The following is a 14676-nucleotide window of genomic DNA, read 5'->3' as shown; positions in this document are numbered from 1 at the left end:
CCAGCGATCCCGTGAATGGCTTGACTGGTCAGACCAGCTGAGCCGGATTCTGCAGCAAGTCACGGCGTAGCACAAGCGTCCGGGCGGCCGTCGACTCGCCGATTTCGCGCCTATACGGGCTTTCCCCCACATGACATCGCCTTGACACCGGCAAGGGGCCTCCCTACCATTCGGCATCTACTGGTCAGACCGGTATGACGATGAGCCGGCCGCGACCGGATGCGTCGATGACTCGAACAACCAAGGAGACTTCCATGATTCCCACTGAAACCGCGCATGCCGGGCCGGATGGCCTAGCCGTGCCGCAGCCGCACGCCCAGGCCAGGGAGGACGCGGTATACCGCAAGGTGGCCTGGCGGCTGCTGCCATTCCTGATGCTGTGCTATGTGGTGGCCTACCTGGACCGGGTCAACGTGGGCTTTGCCAAGCTGAACATGCTGGCCGACCTGCAGTTCAGCGAGGCGGTGTATGGCCTTGGCGCGGGCTTGTTCTTTATCGGCTATTTCTTCTTCGAGGTGCCCAGCAACCTGCTGATGCACCGCATCGGCGCCAAGGCCACGATCTCGCGCATCATGATCCTGTGGAGCCTGATCTCCGCGGCGATGATGTTCGTGCAGACCAGCACGCAGTTCTACGTGCTGCGCTTCCTGCTGGGCGCGGCCGAGGCCGGCTTCTATCCCGGCATGATCCTGTACCTGACCTACTGGTTCCCGTCGCACCGGCGCGCGCGCATGGTGGCGCTGTTCATGGCTGCGATCCCGATCTCGGGCATCTTCGGCGGGCCGCTGTCGGGTTGGGTCATGGAAGCCATGCACGGCGTCAACGGCCTGCGCGGCTGGCAGTGGATGTTCGTGATCGAGGCGGTGCCGTCGCTGCTGGTGGGCGTGGCCGTGCTCTGGTACCTGGACAACAACATCCAGTCCGCGCGCTGGCTGACGGCGGACGAAAAGGCGCTGCTGGAGCGCAATATTGCCGCGGAGAATGCGCACAAGAGCGCGCACATGTCGCTGCGCAACGTGGTGACCGATCCGCGCGTGTTGAAAATGACGATGATCTGCTTCTGCACGGTGATGGGCCAGTACGGGTTGACCTTCTGGCTACCCACGCTGATCAAGCAGACCGGTGTGAAAAGCGTGCTGGACGTGGGCTTGCTGACCGCGATTCCCTTCGGCGTGGCAGTGTGTTCGATGATCCTGGTCAGCCGCAGTTCGGACCGCATGCGCGAACGCCGCTGGCACCTGATCGTGCCGTTCTGCTGCGCGGCCACGGGGCTGGTGCTGAGCGCCGTGTTCAGCCACAACACCGCGCTGTCGCTCGCCGCGCTGGCGCTGGCGGCCGGCGGCAGCCTGGCCACGTCGCCGCTGTTCTGGAGCCTGCCCACCGCGATCCTGTCGGGAGTGGGCGCCGCGGCGGGCATTGCGCTGATCAACTCGTTCGCCAACCTCGCCGGCTTTATCAGCCCGTACATGATCGGGCTGATCAAGGACGCCACCCAGAGCACCGATGCCGCGATGTTCGTGCTGGCGGCGGTGCTGCTGTGCGGCGCGCTGCTGACGTACTCGGTGCCGGCCAAACTGGTCAACAAGTAAGGGGCGGGGCGGGCGGGTTTGTCGGCTAGAATTTGCGGCAACCGGCCCTGCGCCCCTTTGCCGTTCCTTACGCGTCACCCTTACTGGTCAATCCCGCACGTATGACAGGATCTTCCGCCTCCGTCGCCAACCAGGCCGTCAGCCTTATCCAGCAATGGGTGCGCGACGGCACGTTCCCCGCGGGCACGCTGCTGCCGGCACAGCGGGAACTGGCGGCGAAGGTCGGCATCAGCCGCGCGTCATTGCGCGAGGCGATCTCCACGCTGCAGGGCATGGGCGTGGTGGTGTCGCGCCCGGGCAAGGGCGTCTATGTGACCACCGCCGGCGACAGCGCCGCGGCTACGCCGCCGTGGCGCTTTGCCGCCACGCATTCGCTGATCGATATCTACCAGCTGCGCTTTGCGCTGGAAGGCCTGACCGCGCGGCTGGCCGCACTGGCCATCTCCACCGGCGAGATCGAGCAGCTGCGCCAGAACGCGGCCACCATGCAGCGGGCGATCGAGGCCGATGCCTACGACGAGGCCTCGCAGCTGGACTATGAGTTCCATACGCTGATCGTCACGGTGTCCGGCAACCAGGTCATCCGCGAGATCCTGCGCGAAAGCGCCGAGGTGATGCGCGAGAGCCAGCGCCTGCCGTACTATCGGCGCGGCGCGCGCAACGCCACCTTTCTCGAGCACAGCGCCATCATCGAGGCGCTGGCCGCGCGCCAGCCGGAACAGGCGCAGCGCGCCATGGAACGCCACATCATGCTGGCGGCACGCCGGGCCGGCGTCCATTTCCCCACCGGCGACGAAAAGGACGAGTAAGCGTCGGGCCTGACCTCAATCCAGCCTGAACACCCCCACCGCCCGGTTCAACCCTTCGGTCTGCGCCCGCTGTGCCCGCGCCGCCTCTGCCGCGCCGGCCACCAGTTCGGCGTTCTCCTCGAATGCCGCCTGGATCTCGGCCACGCGTTGCGCCATGCCCTCGATGCCGCTGCGCTGGTGGTCGCCCAGCGTCGCCAGTTCCTGCACCAGCGCGGCGAGCTTGCCGATGCTGGCCACCACCTCGTTCATGGTCTCGCCGGTGTGGCCCACCAGCTCGGTGCCGGCGTGGGCGCGCTCGACCGAGGTGTTGATCAGGCCGCGGATCTCCCGCGCGGCGGCGCCGCAGCGGTGCGCCAGTTGCCGCACCTCGCCGGCCACCACGGCGAAGCCCTTGCCGTGCTCGCCGGCGCGCGCGGCTTCGACCGCGGCGTTCAGCGCGAGGATGTTGGTCTGGAAGGCAATGCTGTCGATCACGCCGATGATCTCGGTGATGCGCCCGCACGCCTCGTCGATCTCGCCCATGGTCTGGATCACCGACAGGATCTCGCCGCTGCCGCGCGCCACCACGGCGCTGGAGGCCCCGGCCAGCTCGCAGGCGCCGCGGGCCTGGTCCGCGCTGGCGCGCGCGGACTGGGTCAGTGCCTGCATATCGTGCATGGTCCGGGCCACGATGCGCGCTTGTTCATCGGTGCGGCGCGCGACGCTGGCGCTGGTGTCGAGGATCTCGCCCGCGGCGCTGGCGACGGTGCCGGCGGTGTCGCGTACCTGCAGCAAGGTCTGGCGCACGGTGTCCAGGGTCTTGCGGAAGGCGCGGGCAAAGTCGCTGTCTGGCTCGCTGCCGTCGCCGGCCAGGGTCAGATAGCCGGGTTCGCGCCCGATGCCCGCGGCCAGCGCGCTCAGTTCATCGGCGGAATGGGCGTCGCGCTCCAGCCGCCAGGCGATCACGCACAGCACCGCAGTCTGCGCGATGACAAAGGCCGCATGGAACAGCACCATGTTGAAGCTGGGATCGGTGAAGCAGATGGTGTTCCAGCCCCATTGCTGGAAAAAGTTGAAGCTCAGGTGATGCAGCGCGATCACCAGCGCCGCCAGCAGGATCACGCGGAAGTCGCGATAGGCCAGCAGCATCGACAGCGACACGAACACCAGGAAATGGAATTCCACCTGCCCGTGCGCCTGGTGGATCAGCAGCGCCACAAAGACCATCATCAGCACCGCCATCGCCAGCCGCGTGGCCAGACGGGCCGGCAGGGCGACCACCATCAGCGTGCCGAGCAATGCGATCGGCAGGCCAAGCGTCAGCGTCAGGCCGGTGGATCCATAGTGATTGCCGACCACCAGCGACAACAGGCAGAGCAGCCACAGCAGCGCCGTCATCAAGCGGTCTGAGCGGCGGTGCACGCCTTGCAGCAACGGCATATGCGGCGCGGCCGGTGCGGAAACGGAAGGGCCCGCGGCACGGCGGGCAGGGATGGTCGCGGACAGGCGTCCGGACAGGGCGTGGTCAGCGCTGGTCATGTTTACCCCGCAGCGTGGTTCGAGAAGACGCTGCACCCCGTCCGCATGGGATCTATTGTTTTACTGTTCTTGTTTTGGGTATTGCGCGGCTGATTATATCGACGCCCATGGCACGCGGCGGGCCATGCCGCGGGCGCGCAACACCGGGCAGCAAATTGCTGCAATTGAGTGATGTTCGAGGGCGGCGCGAGCAGCTACGATGTTCCGCCCGCGCCGCGGAGCTTCAATCCAGCAGCGCCACCTGGACGTCGCGCGTGCCCTGGTAAGGGTTGCGGCCGTGCCAGACCTGCAAGTTGTCCAGCACCATCACGTCGCCGTCGCGCCAGGGCCAGCTATAGGTGGTCTGGTCGCAAAGCTGGTTGATATGGGCGCGCTCGGCATCAGTCAGCGCTTCGCCATTGCCCAGCGTGGCACCGGTGGGGTACTTCTGGCGCTGGCGCCGTTCCCGCTCCTGCTCGGGATGCTCCACCTGCGGCTGCATATGCAGGATCGATCGGTAAAGCTTGCGGCCGGTCTGCGGATGCACCACGAACGGTTCCAGCACATTGAACACGGTCAGGCTGCCGTCGTCATGCCACGCCGGCTCCAGCCCGCGCTCGGCGCACAGGCGGTTCACCTCGGCCGGGTCTTCGGTATGGAACGACTGGTTCCAGCCGCGCTCGTCCATATGCGCGTAAGAGGCATCATCCGCATCGCGCCGCGGGCCGAAGTTGATGGCGGTGCGGGACCCCAGCGCGGCGATCTTGCCGACCAGTTCCGGAACCATGCGCTCGGCCAGGTCACGCACGTCGGCGATCAGGGTCTCGCCGCCCACCTCGGCGGTCTTGCGCGAGAAAAAGGCGATGCGGCGCGGGTAGTCGCGGCGGTAAGCCATTTCGGAATGCACCGCCAGGCGCACGCTGGCCGACAGCCGCGTGGCTTCCATCACGCGGCCGCTGATGGTTTCGCGCGGGGCACGGCCGCCGGCGTAGCCGCCGTCAAAGGCGGGAAACTGTTCGATGAAAGCGGCGAAGTCCTCGGTGCCGACGGTGGGGAAGCCGCGCAGCACGATGCCACCGTGCTCCAGGATCAGCGCGTCCAGCACCGGGCGTGCCGCGCGCGTCCACTCGCGAAAGCGCGCGCGCTCGCACAACGCCGCGCCGGCCGGTTCGATGAACAGCGGCGGGCGGCCTGGCCGCAGCACGTGGCAGCGCACGTTCGGCCCAAGGTCGGGTACTGGCACCGCAACGGTTGCGGCCTCGGCGGTGGGGATGGCTTGGGTCATTGTGATCTCCATTCGGTAGTCGTCGGTCGCACGGGCTCAGGCCCGGTAGGAAGGATCGATGCGGTCCAGTTCGCGCCGCACTGCGGCCCATTCGCGTTCGCCGCGGATGGCGATGCGGCCGAAGGCCTTGCGGCTGGCTTCCAGCGATGCCTGCGATGGCATCACCAACTCGCCGCCGGCCATGGCGTCGACCTGGATCTTGCAGGCCGTTTCCAGCCAGTAGATGTTGAAGAAGGCTTCGGCGATGGTCCGGCCGCAAACCAGCAGCCCGTGGTTGCGCAGCATCATCGCGTGGTGCGCGCCAAGGTCGCGCACCAGCTGGCCCTGCTGCGCCAGGTCGACCACCGGGCCGGAAAAATCGTGGTACGCAATGCGTCCGTAGAACATGTGCGCATGTTGCGATACTGGCAGCAGCCCGCAGGCCATCGCCGACACCGCCGACGACGCGCGTGTATGGGTGTGCAGCACGCACAGCGCGTCATGGCGCGCGGCATGCACGGCGGTGTGGATCACATAGGCTGCGGGGTTCAGGCCAAGTTCGCCGGTGTCGCCCTCGGGCCGGTAGACGATGTCGCCGTTCAGGTGAATCTTGTACAGGCTGGAGGCGGTCACCTCGTGGTACAGCAGCCCGTAGGGATTCAGCAGGATGTGCTCGGGCTCGTCGGGCACGCGCGCGGTGATGTGGTTGTAGATCAGGTCGGTCATGCCGTACCGGTGGATGGCGCGATACAGCGCCGCCAGCTCGACACGGGTCTCCCATTCGGCCTGCGCGATGCCGACGGGACGGATCGGATCGGTGTCGCTCATGTCATGGCTCCTGCGCGGGGCATCGGCTCAGTCCAGCCGGATGCCGAGTTCGGCCACCAGGCGCTTGTCGCTGGCGAATTGCGACGCGGCGTAGTGCTGATAATCGGCGGTATTCATATAGCGGTTGGGCATCGATTCGGCTTCCAGCGCGCGCACGTAGCCGGGGTCCGACGTGGCCTGGCGGAAAGCGTCGTGCAGCGTGGCGACGACTGCGGGTTCCAGCGCACGCGGGCCGGCGATGCCGATTTCCGACTGCACGATGATGTCGTAGCCCAGCTCGCGCAGGGTGGGTACGGCCTGCCAGCGCTTCAGGCGCTGCGGCTCGGCCACGGCCAGCAGGCGCACCTTGCCCGCTTCGGCCATGGCGCCCCAGCCGGCTTCGATCATCACGTCGACATGGCCGCCCAGCAGCGCCGAAAGCGCATCGGCACCGCCCTTGAACGGGATGAAGTTGAGCCGGATCCCGGCCTGCTGCTCGAGCCGGCGCACCGTGATCTGGCCGAGCGAGCCGGTGCCGACGGCTGCCACATTGAGCTTGCCCGGGTTGGCCCGCGCATATTCGATAAAGTCGCCGAAGCGCTTCCACGGCGAACCGGCCGGCACGGAGATGCCGTAGACATAGCTGGTCAGGCCGATGATGTAGGTGAAGTCTTTCAGGGCGTCATAGCTCACCGGCTGCAGGTGGGGCAGGCGAAACAGCGCCGGCGTGATCAGCGCCAGCGTGTAGCCGTCGCGTGCCGCGCTGCGTGCCATCGCGGCAGGCCCCAGCGTGCCGCTTACGCCGGGCTGGTTCTGGATCACGATCGGCTGGCCCAGCGTCTTAGAGGCCGCCAGGCACAGTGCGCGCATCTGCACGTCGGTGGCGCCGCCGGCGGTAAAAGGCACGATCAGGGTGATGGGCCGCGTGGGCCAGGCCTGTGCGCGCACGATGGCGGGCACGGCGGCGGCGAGGGCTGCCGCCGGCATGGCCTTTAGCAGGGCGCGCCGGCGGGCGTCGGGGATTGGGGGCATGGGGTCTCCTGGTCTGGTCGGCGGCAGCGCGCGCTCGGCTGTGGCCGGATGCGTGCAAGGCGTCCCGTGTGTCCGGGCTGTGCAGGATTGCCGTCCTGTGCTGCCTGCGGAAAAGTCTATGGCGCTTGCCCGGGTGCAGCGATGCCGGCGTCCGGCAAAGCGATTCCGAACTGGAATCGCGCACTAGAATGGCCTTCGCCGGACCGGCAACATCGCGCAACCCCGGCCTGTTACTGGAGCGCCATGAAAACCGAAGACCTCCGACTGTTCCTGGCAGTGGCCGAGCACGGCAACCTGCACAAGGCCGCAGGCACGCTGGGGCTGACCCAGTCGTCGCTGTCCAAGGTATTGGCAAGGCTGGAGGCGGAAGCAGGAATGCAGCTGTTCGAGCGCATGCCGCGCGGCGTCATGCTGACACCGGTCGGCCACAAGCTGCTGGCGCACGCACGGCGCATCGTGCTGGCCCACGACGACATGGAAAGCGAGATCAACGACGAGCGCCACGCGCGCGTCGGCCAGGTGCGCGTGGCAACGTTGCCGCACGTGGTGCCATCGCTGTTCTCGCCGCTGCTCGAGCAATTCCTCGCTAGCCGGCCGCTGGCCCGGTTCTCGATCGCTACCCACCTTAGTCCGCAGCTGATGGCCGCGCTGCAGGATGGTGAAGTGGACCTGGTCTGTGCCGCGCTGCCTGACGGTGCCACCGAGGGCGTCCAGTATTTGCCGCTGGGGGCGCTGACGCTGCAAGTGGTGGCGCGGACGGAGCATCCGCGACGCGCGCGCTTCCGCTCGCTGGCAGACCTGGTGGACGAGCATTGGGTGGCGCCCGCCACCTCGCTTTATGTGCGCAGCGGCTTCGAGGGGCGTTTCACCAGCCGCGGCCTGCCGCCGCCGCGCGTGACAGTCGAAAGCACCAGTTCATCGGTGTCGTTTGCCGACCTGCTGCGCAACACCGACCTGCTCGGCATCATGCCGCAGCGCCTGCTGGGCCAGGCAGTGGGGCAAGGGCTGCAAGCCATCGAGGGCGAGGGCATGTGCTGGCAGTATGAGCTGGCCGTGTTCTGGCGGACCAGCGCCTACCTGTCGCCGCTGTGCCGCGACTTCCGCGATGCGCTGGTGCGCTGGTGCAGGGAAGCCGGCATCTGAACCGATGCCGGCGGTGTCACCCCTCAGTCGAGCCGAATATTGTTTTCCTTGATCACATTGCCCCAATACGCCTGGTCGGCACGCGTCGTCGCCGCGAAGGCCGCGGGCTGCGTGGTCTTGACGATCAGCCCGAGATCGGCCAGCCGTTGGCGGATGTCCGGCGCAGCCATCACCGTTTCCACGTCGGCCGCGATCTTGTCGACGATGGCCTGCGGCGTGCCGGCCGTGGTGAACAGGCCCAGCCACGCCGGGCCGTCCAGGCCCTTGTAGCCGAGTTCCTGGAAGGTGGGCACGTCGGGCAGCATCGGCGCGCGGGTGTTGCCGGTCACTGCCAGCGGCTGCAGCTTGCCGGTGCGCGCATGCTGGCGCACCGTCATCGGCGACAGCGTTCCCAGCGAGATCTGGCCGCCGATCAGGTCGGTGGCGATCGGCGCTTCGCCCTTGTACGGCACGTGCACCAGCTCGGCGCCGGCGCCCTTGAGGAAGACCTGCATATAGAGATGCGCGCCGGTGCCGATGCCATAGGTGCCATACGAGAACTTGTCCGGCTGGGACTTGGCCAGCGCCACCATTTGCGGCAGCGTGCGCGGCATGGCGCTGCTCGCGGTCAGCACCAGGCTGGAGGTGCACAGCTGGCCGATCGCGGTCAGGTCGCGCAGCGGGTCGAACGGCGGCTTGGCCACCATATAGGGCGTCTGCACCAGGCTGGGCAGGCCGAGCAGCAGCGTGTAGCCGTCCGGCTGCGCCTTGGCGACCACGTCGGCGCCGATCATGCCGCCCACGCCGGGACGGTTTTCGACGATCACCGGGCGCTGCCACAGCTTGCCCAGCGGGTCGCCCAGCGCGCGCGCCAGCACGTCGGTGGCGCCGCCGGGCGGGTAGGGCACGACCAGGCGCACCGGACGCGCCGGCCACGCCTGCTGGGCCCGGGCCGGGCCGATTCCCAGGGTTGAAGCGGCGGCGGCCAGGGATCCGGCTCCCAGCCAGTGCAGGGCCTTGCGGCGGTCGGCTTGCATGGTGTTTCCTCCAGTGGTTGACGTCGTGTCGGCATGCGGCCCTGGCATCTGTGGGTCAGTGCGGCAGTGGCCACGGCAACGCGCAGCGTACGAGGCCGCAATGCGTCGCTGCATCGGCGGGATGGACGAAAACGGTGGGGAGTACTTACCCGGATCGGGTTTGCGCAGGGGCATGCGACCGCGCCGCAATCCGAACCGCGGCATCGCTTATGATGGCGCCGCCGCTGCGGGCGCGTGCAGTCTTTCCGGTCCGTGCGGCGCTTGATCCATTTACTGCTTGAACCCTCATGGCCCGCCTCAAACTCGACCTGCCCGCCGACCAGCTTTGCTACGCCACGCACCTCACTGTGCGCGTGACGGACATCAATTCGGCCAACCACCTTGCCAATGATTCGATGATCTCAATGATTTCGGAGGCGCGGGCGCGGTTCCTGTTCGAATTCGGCAGCGAGGATGTGCGCGAGGAAGGCGTCGGCATCATCGTCACCGACCTGGCGACGATGTACCGCAACGAGGCCCATGCGCGCGACCAGCTGCTGTTCGAGGTGGGCGTGATGGACTTCAACAAGTACGGCGGCGACATCATCTTCCGCATCACGCGGCCGGCCGATGGCGCGCTGATCGCGATGGCCAAGTCGGGCTTCGTGTTCTTCGACTACGTGGCCAAGCGCGTGGTGGCGATGCCGGCGGGATTCGCCGGGCGCTTCCCGAAGGTGAACTGGGTGGAATAGGCGCCGGCGTGGCGCGGTCCGGGGACAGCGCCACGTGTTTTGGAAGGAGCCGGCTCAGGCCTTGCGCTCGCCGCCCAGCGCCTCGGTCAGGTCGACCAGCATGCCGGACAGCTCGCCGGCCATCATGGTGAAGTCCGCGTCGAAGCGCTCGTCTTCATCGTGCGCGGTGCCGTCGGCCTGTTCCTTGATCACGTCGAGCGGCGCGACTTTCTTGACTACCAGCCCGTCGGTCAGCACGAACGAGACGCGGTCGTTCCAGGTCATCGCCAGGCGCGTGCAGCGCTTGCCGGCAGCGATGTGGCGGCGCAGGTCTTCGGGGTCGAGCGGGTGGCGCACGTAGCGGACCGTGGCCTTGCTTTCGGCGCCGGACTGCAGCTCGATTTCCTGGTCGACGGTAAAGCCGGCGGGGGCCGCATCGCCGGCCAGCCATTCGGTCATGGCCGCCACCGGCGACTGGTTGACGTGCAGGTTGATCAGCGGCAGCGGGTCCAGCGCCTTGAACAGCATGCCGCGCACTTCATCGGCCTTGGCCGCGGCGGCGGCATCGATGGCGAGCCAGCCGTTGTCAGGATCGATCCACACGCGCGTGTCGCGGCGGATGCTGAAGGCGCGCGGCAGCAGCTCTTCGGTGACCTGCTCCTTCAGTTCCTTCATTTGCTTGCGGCCCGGCTTGTAGCCTTGCTGCTCTTCGATCTCGGCGGCGCGGGCGCGCGTGACCTGGTTGACCACGGTGGTGGGCAGCAGCTTCTTTTCGGTGCGCAGCGTCAGCAGCATCTGGCGGCCGACGGTATGGACCAGCTGGCCGTTGTCACGCGGCGAAGCCCAGCCCTGCGTCTGCATCTCGAGGCTGGTGCCGGGAAAGAAGGCGTGCTTTGCCAGGCTGGCTTCGACCTCGTCGGCGCTGGGCGACCACGGGGCGGAGAAACGATGGACCTGCAGATTCTTGAACCACATGGGGAATTCGGCCAAAGGGACGAATTCTAACGCCCGCGACGCGCGGTCGAGAAAAAAGTCCGGCGCCGCGCGACCTGCCGGCCGCGCGGCGGCACCCCAAGCGGCTGTTACAGGTCCAGCCTGGTGATCTTGCTGCCTTCGAAGCTCAGGCCCGCCATCAGGCCGGCATTGGTCAGCACGAAGCCGACGATGGGCTGCTGGGCGGTGTTGGTGTCGAGCACGCCGTTTGCGCCAACGGTGGCCAGCGCCACGGTGGCATCCACGCCCGCGGTCCAGCCGCTGCTGCGCACGAACTTGTCGTAGGCGTCCTGCGTCATGAACATCAGGATCACCGATTTGGACTGCGCCCCGATCTGCCAGCCGACCGAGCCCGAGATCAGCCGGTAATAGCCGCGCGTGCCGCCACCCGAGCGCAGCGCGCCGTCGCCATACTCGCCGCCGACGATAAAGCCCGCCGACAGGGTCTTGGGGAACACCAGGATGCCGCGCGCGCGGCTGCCCAGCTCGCGCGAGCCGTTGACCGAGCTGTACAGGCGCGACAGCGTGGCGTCAGCGCCGGAATCCAGTTCGCGCCGGCGCGCGGCCTTGTCGGCCGGCGCGTCGGGCTTGGTGGTGGTACACGCGCCGGTGGCCAGCGTGCCGAGGGCCAGACCCGCGCTGGCCGTCAGGAAGGTTCGACGTTTCATCTCGTCTCCTTAGTGTTGTTGTCGCCTTTGAAGCATAGGCGCCGAAATCACCCGGGCAAATGATTCCGGCCAACTAGTCGTTTCCATTTGTGACGAAGGTGGTACGGGACGGCCTTTCGCGGCAAGAATAATGGGCCTTGCGCCCGGTACGTCCCATGGCTGGCTTCTGGCCACCATGTGACCGCCGCTGCGCCGTCACCGCATCTTGATAAGTCATGAAGAAACTTCTCACTGCCTTGCCGCTGCTTCTGCTGGCCGCCTGCGCCTCCCAGCCTCCGGGGGCTTCCACTGACGCCGCGGCATCGGCCCCGGCCGCCGACAGCGGCAGCGAATGGCAGGCGCTGCGCGCCAAATACATGGATTGCACGCAGAAGAAGGCCAGCGCCAATCTGTCGGCCAAGGGCCAGCCCAAGGACGTGGCCGATCTCGCGCTGTCCGCGTGCCAGCCGGAACTGGACGCGATGCACCAGTCGTTCCGCAGCTATCTGGATGGGCAGATGTCGTCGTCGCACGGCAAGAGCAGCGCGCGCCAGGCGGCGGCGCGCGTGACCAGCGACACCCGCGACAAGGCGCGCAATTACCTGGTGCGCTACGTCGAGCGCGAGCGCTACCTGGCCCGCCAGAACTGACGGCGGACCGCGGTCGGCTCAGAGCATTTCCAGCGGCGCCGGGCCGTCGGGCGGCGGGAAGATGCGGTCGATCTCGGCCAGTTGCGCCGGCGACAGCGTCTTCGACAAGGCCTCCAGGTTTTCCTGCAGCCGCTCGCGCCGGCTGGTCTTGGGGATGGCGATGACGCCGTCCTGCGCCAGCAGCCAGGCCAGCGCCGCCTGTGCCGCGCTCATGCCGTGGTCGCGCGCGAAGCGCTTGAGCCCGGGATGGCCCAGCAGGCGCGACTGCTCGATCGGGGAATAGGCCATCACCGGCACGCCGCGCTGGCGCAGCCACGGCAACAGGTCCCACTCGATGCCGCGCCGCCCCAGGTTGTACAACAGCTGGTTGGTGGCCACGCGGCTGCCCCCCGGCGCGTCCCACAATTCCTGCATATCGGACAGGTCCAGGTTGCTGACGCCCCAGTGACGGATCTTGCCGTCGCGCTGCAGCGCCTCCATGGCCTGCACGGTCTCTTCCAGCGGCACGCCGCCGCGCCAGTGCAGCAGGTACAAGTCGATGCGGTCGGTGCCCAGCCGCTGCAGGCTGCGCTCGCAGGCCTGCACGGTGCCGCGCCGGCTGGCGTTGAACGGATAGACCTTGCTGACCAGGAAGGCCTGGTCGCGCCGGCCGGCGATGGCCTCGCCGATCATGGCCTCGGACTGGCCCTCGCCGTACATCTCGGCGGTGTCGATCAGGCGCAGGCCCAGGTCCAGCCCCAGGCGCAGCGTGGCAATCTCTTCCGCGCGCGCGGCGGGCGACTCGCCCATATTCCAGGTGCCCATGCCGAGCGCCGGGACGCGCTCGCCGTCGGGCAGGGTGACTTGCTTCATCGCTTGGCTTCCAGTTTGGCCGGGGTCGGGCGACCCGGCGGCACCCAACCACACTAGTTAACAACACCCGCAATGTACAACCCGCGCGCGCCGGCAATGCTTCACACCAGTCCGGTCAGAAAATACAGCGCGATGACGAAGAACACCGCACCGGTCTTGATCAGCGTGACCGCGAAGATATCGCGGTAGGACTCGCGGTGGGTCAGGCCGGTCACTGCCAGCAGCGTGATCACGGCGCCGTTGTGCGGCAGTGTGTCCATGCCGCCGCTGGCCATCGACACCACGCGGTGCAGCACCTCCAGCGGGATCTGCATCGCCTGCGCGCCGGCGATGAAGGCATCCGACATCGCCGCCAGCGCAATGCTCATGCCGCCCGAGGCCGAGCCGGTGATGCCGGCCAGCGTGCTGACCGAGACCGCGGCATTGACCAGCGGGTTGGGGATGGCGCGCAGCGCGTCGCTCACCACCAGGAAGCCCGGCAGCGCGGCGATGACGCCGCCGAAGCCATATTCCGACGCGGTGTTCATCGACGCCAGCAGCGCACCGCCGACCGCGCCCTTGGTGCCCTCGGCAAAGCGCTCACGCAGCGCGCCGAAGGCGGTCACCAGCACCACGGCGATGCCCAGCAGCAGCGCGCCTTCCACCGCCCAGATCGCGGTGACGCTGGCAATCTTGGTCTCCACCGGCCTGGCCAGGCCGGGCAGCGCCACGCTGTTCGATTCGCCGTACCACAGCGGAATCATCCGCGTCAGCCAGAAGTTGGCCACGCCCACCACCACCAGCGGCAGCAGCGCCAGCAGCGGATGCGGCAGCTTGCCGGCCTGGCTGCGCTCGGGCTCGTTGCGCAGGTTGGTGCCGTAGCCCTCGCCGCGCGCGGCGGCGGCGCGGCGGCGCCATTCCAGGTAGCTCAGGCCCACCACCAGGATAAACACCGAGCCGGCGACGCCCAGCGCCGGCGCGGCCCAGGAGGTGGTGTTGAAGAAATTGGTGGGGATGATGTTCTGGATCTGCGGCGTGCCCGGCAGCGAATCCATGGTGAACGAGAACGCGCCCAGCGCGATCGCGCCCGGCATCAGCCGCTTGGGGATGTTGCTCTGGCGATACAGCTCGGCGGCGAACGGGTAGACCGCGAATACCACCACGAACAGCGACACGCCGCCATAGGTCAGCAGCGCGCATACCGTGACGATCACCGCGTTGGCGCGCGAACGCCCGATATAGCGGATCGCCGCGGCGACGATGGACTCGGAAAAGCCTGACAGCTCGACCACCTTGCCGAATACCGCGCCTAATAAGAAGACAGGGAAATACAGCTTCACGAAGCCGACCATCTTCTCCATGAAGATGCCGGTGAACACCGGCGCCACCGCCGACGGGTCGGTCAGCAGCACCGCCGCCAGCGCGGCGATCGGCGCGAACAGGATCACGCTGTAGCCGCGGTAGGCGGCGAACATCAGAAAGGCAAGGGCTGCCAGTACGATCAGGAACGACATCGGATCTCCTTCAGGTTTGCCTTCTCCTGAGGTGCGGTCCGTTGCCGCGCGGGGGCCTGCGCTTGTGGCGCGTTGTCTCTTTCTGTGCGTCAGGAAAAGGGATCAGCCGGCGACTGTGCCACAGCTTGGCCTGCGGCGAAACCTTGGGGCTGGCCGCGGCCGCGGCCGTGGCGG

At 67.7% G+C, this 14676-nt stretch carries 14 protein-coding genes; 5 read left to right on the top strand and 9 right to left on the bottom strand.

Annotated features, from left to right (window positions below):
• Window positions 1-254: 254 nt before the first annotated feature.
• Complete coding sequence (locus tag A2G96_RS19830; protein WP_062801755.1) at window positions 255-1589, top strand: MFS transporter; 1335 nt, start codon at window positions 255-257, stop codon at window positions 1587-1589.
• Window positions 1590-1690: 101 nt separating this feature from the next.
• Complete coding sequence (locus A2G96_RS19825) at window positions 1691-2398, top strand: FadR/GntR family transcriptional regulator (protein ID WP_062801754.1); 708 nt, start codon at window positions 1691-1693, stop codon at window positions 2396-2398.
• A gap of 15 nt (window positions 2399-2413) precedes the next feature.
• On the opposite strand, the gene A2G96_RS19820 is transcribed toward A2G96_RS19825, so the two are convergent.
• From A2G96_RS19820 to A2G96_RS19805, 4 genes are all read right to left on the bottom strand, one after another.
• The gene (locus A2G96_RS19820) at window positions 2414-3916 is read right to left on the bottom strand and encodes a methyl-accepting chemotaxis protein (RefSeq protein WP_150124182.1); all 1503 of its coding nucleotides are present in this window, start codon (window positions 3914-3916) and stop codon (window positions 2414-2416) included.
• Window positions 3917-4139: 223 nt separating this feature from the next.
• On the bottom strand, window positions 4140-5180 hold the full coding sequence (locus A2G96_RS19815; protein ID WP_062801752.1) for a TauD/TfdA family dioxygenase: 1041 nt from the start codon (window positions 5178-5180) through the stop codon (window positions 4140-4142).
• A 36-nt stretch (window positions 5181-5216) separates the two neighbouring features.
• Window positions 5217-5987 (bottom strand): class II aldolase/adducin family protein, encoded by a 771-nt coding sequence (locus tag A2G96_RS19810; RefSeq protein ID WP_062801751.1) that lies wholly within the window; start codon window positions 5985-5987, stop codon window positions 5217-5219.
• Window positions 5988-6014: 27 nt separating this feature from the next.
• Entirely contained in the window at window positions 6015-6998 is a 984-nt protein-coding gene (locus tag A2G96_RS19805; RefSeq protein WP_062801750.1) for a tripartite tricarboxylate transporter substrate binding protein, read from the bottom strand.
• A gap of 243 nt (window positions 6999-7241) precedes the next feature.
• Here A2G96_RS19805 and A2G96_RS19800 point away from each other — a divergent pair, with 243 nt between their 5' ends.
• Window positions 7242-8141 carry a LysR family transcriptional regulator gene (locus A2G96_RS19800; protein WP_062801749.1) on the top strand — a complete coding sequence of 300 codons (900 nt, stop codon included), beginning with the start codon at window positions 7242-7244 and terminating at the stop codon, window positions 8139-8141.
• Between the two features lie 23 nt (window positions 8142-8164).
• Here the strand turns inward: A2G96_RS19800 and A2G96_RS19795 are convergent, their stop codons facing one another.
• Window positions 8165-9157 carry a Bug family tripartite tricarboxylate transporter substrate binding protein gene (locus A2G96_RS19795; RefSeq protein ID WP_062801748.1) on the bottom strand — a complete coding sequence of 331 codons (993 nt, stop codon included), beginning with the start codon at window positions 9155-9157 and terminating at the stop codon, window positions 8165-8167.
• Window positions 9158-9444: 287 nt separating this feature from the next.
• Between A2G96_RS19795 and A2G96_RS19790 the strand changes: the two genes are divergently transcribed.
• The gene (locus A2G96_RS19790) at window positions 9445-9888 is read left to right on the top strand and encodes a thioesterase family protein (protein WP_018006295.1); all 444 of its coding nucleotides are present in this window, start codon (window positions 9445-9447) and stop codon (window positions 9886-9888) included.
• A 54-nt stretch (window positions 9889-9942) separates the two neighbouring features.
• On the opposite strand, the gene A2G96_RS19785 is transcribed toward A2G96_RS19790, so the two are convergent.
• Window positions 9943-10842 (bottom strand): recombination-associated protein RdgC, encoded by a 900-nt coding sequence (locus tag A2G96_RS19785; RefSeq protein WP_018006296.1) that lies wholly within the window; start codon window positions 10840-10842, stop codon window positions 9943-9945.
• A 107-nt stretch (window positions 10843-10949) separates the two neighbouring features.
• On the bottom strand, window positions 10950-11528 hold the full coding sequence (locus tag A2G96_RS19780) for a BPSL1445 family SYLF domain-containing lipoprotein (RefSeq protein WP_062801747.1): 579 nt from the start codon (window positions 11526-11528) through the stop codon (window positions 10950-10952).
• A 215-nt stretch (window positions 11529-11743) separates the two neighbouring features.
• Between A2G96_RS19780 and A2G96_RS19775 the strand changes: the two genes are divergently transcribed.
• Window positions 11744-12157, top strand: coding sequence for a hypothetical protein (locus A2G96_RS19775; RefSeq protein WP_062801746.1), 414 nt, complete (start codon window positions 11744-11746; stop codon window positions 12155-12157).
• Window positions 12158-12175: 18 nt separating this feature from the next.
• Here the strand turns inward: A2G96_RS19775 and A2G96_RS19770 are convergent, their stop codons facing one another.
• On the bottom strand, window positions 12176-13009 hold the full coding sequence (locus A2G96_RS19770) for an aldo/keto reductase (RefSeq protein WP_062801745.1): 834 nt from the start codon (window positions 13007-13009) through the stop codon (window positions 12176-12178).
• Between the two features lie 101 nt (window positions 13010-13110).
• On the bottom strand, window positions 13111-14502 hold the full coding sequence (locus A2G96_RS19765; protein ID WP_062801744.1) for a GntP family permease: 1392 nt from the start codon (window positions 14500-14502) through the stop codon (window positions 13111-13113).
• Window positions 14503-14676 lie beyond the last annotated feature (174 nt).

Source organism: Cupriavidus nantongensis (assembly GCF_001598055.1).
In the GTDB taxonomy this organism is placed as follows: Bacteria; Pseudomonadota; Gammaproteobacteria; order Burkholderiales; family Burkholderiaceae; genus Cupriavidus; species Cupriavidus nantongensis.
The sequence above is the reverse complement of the archived record's forward strand: the minus strand, read 5'-3'. Positions and strand labels throughout refer to the sequence as shown.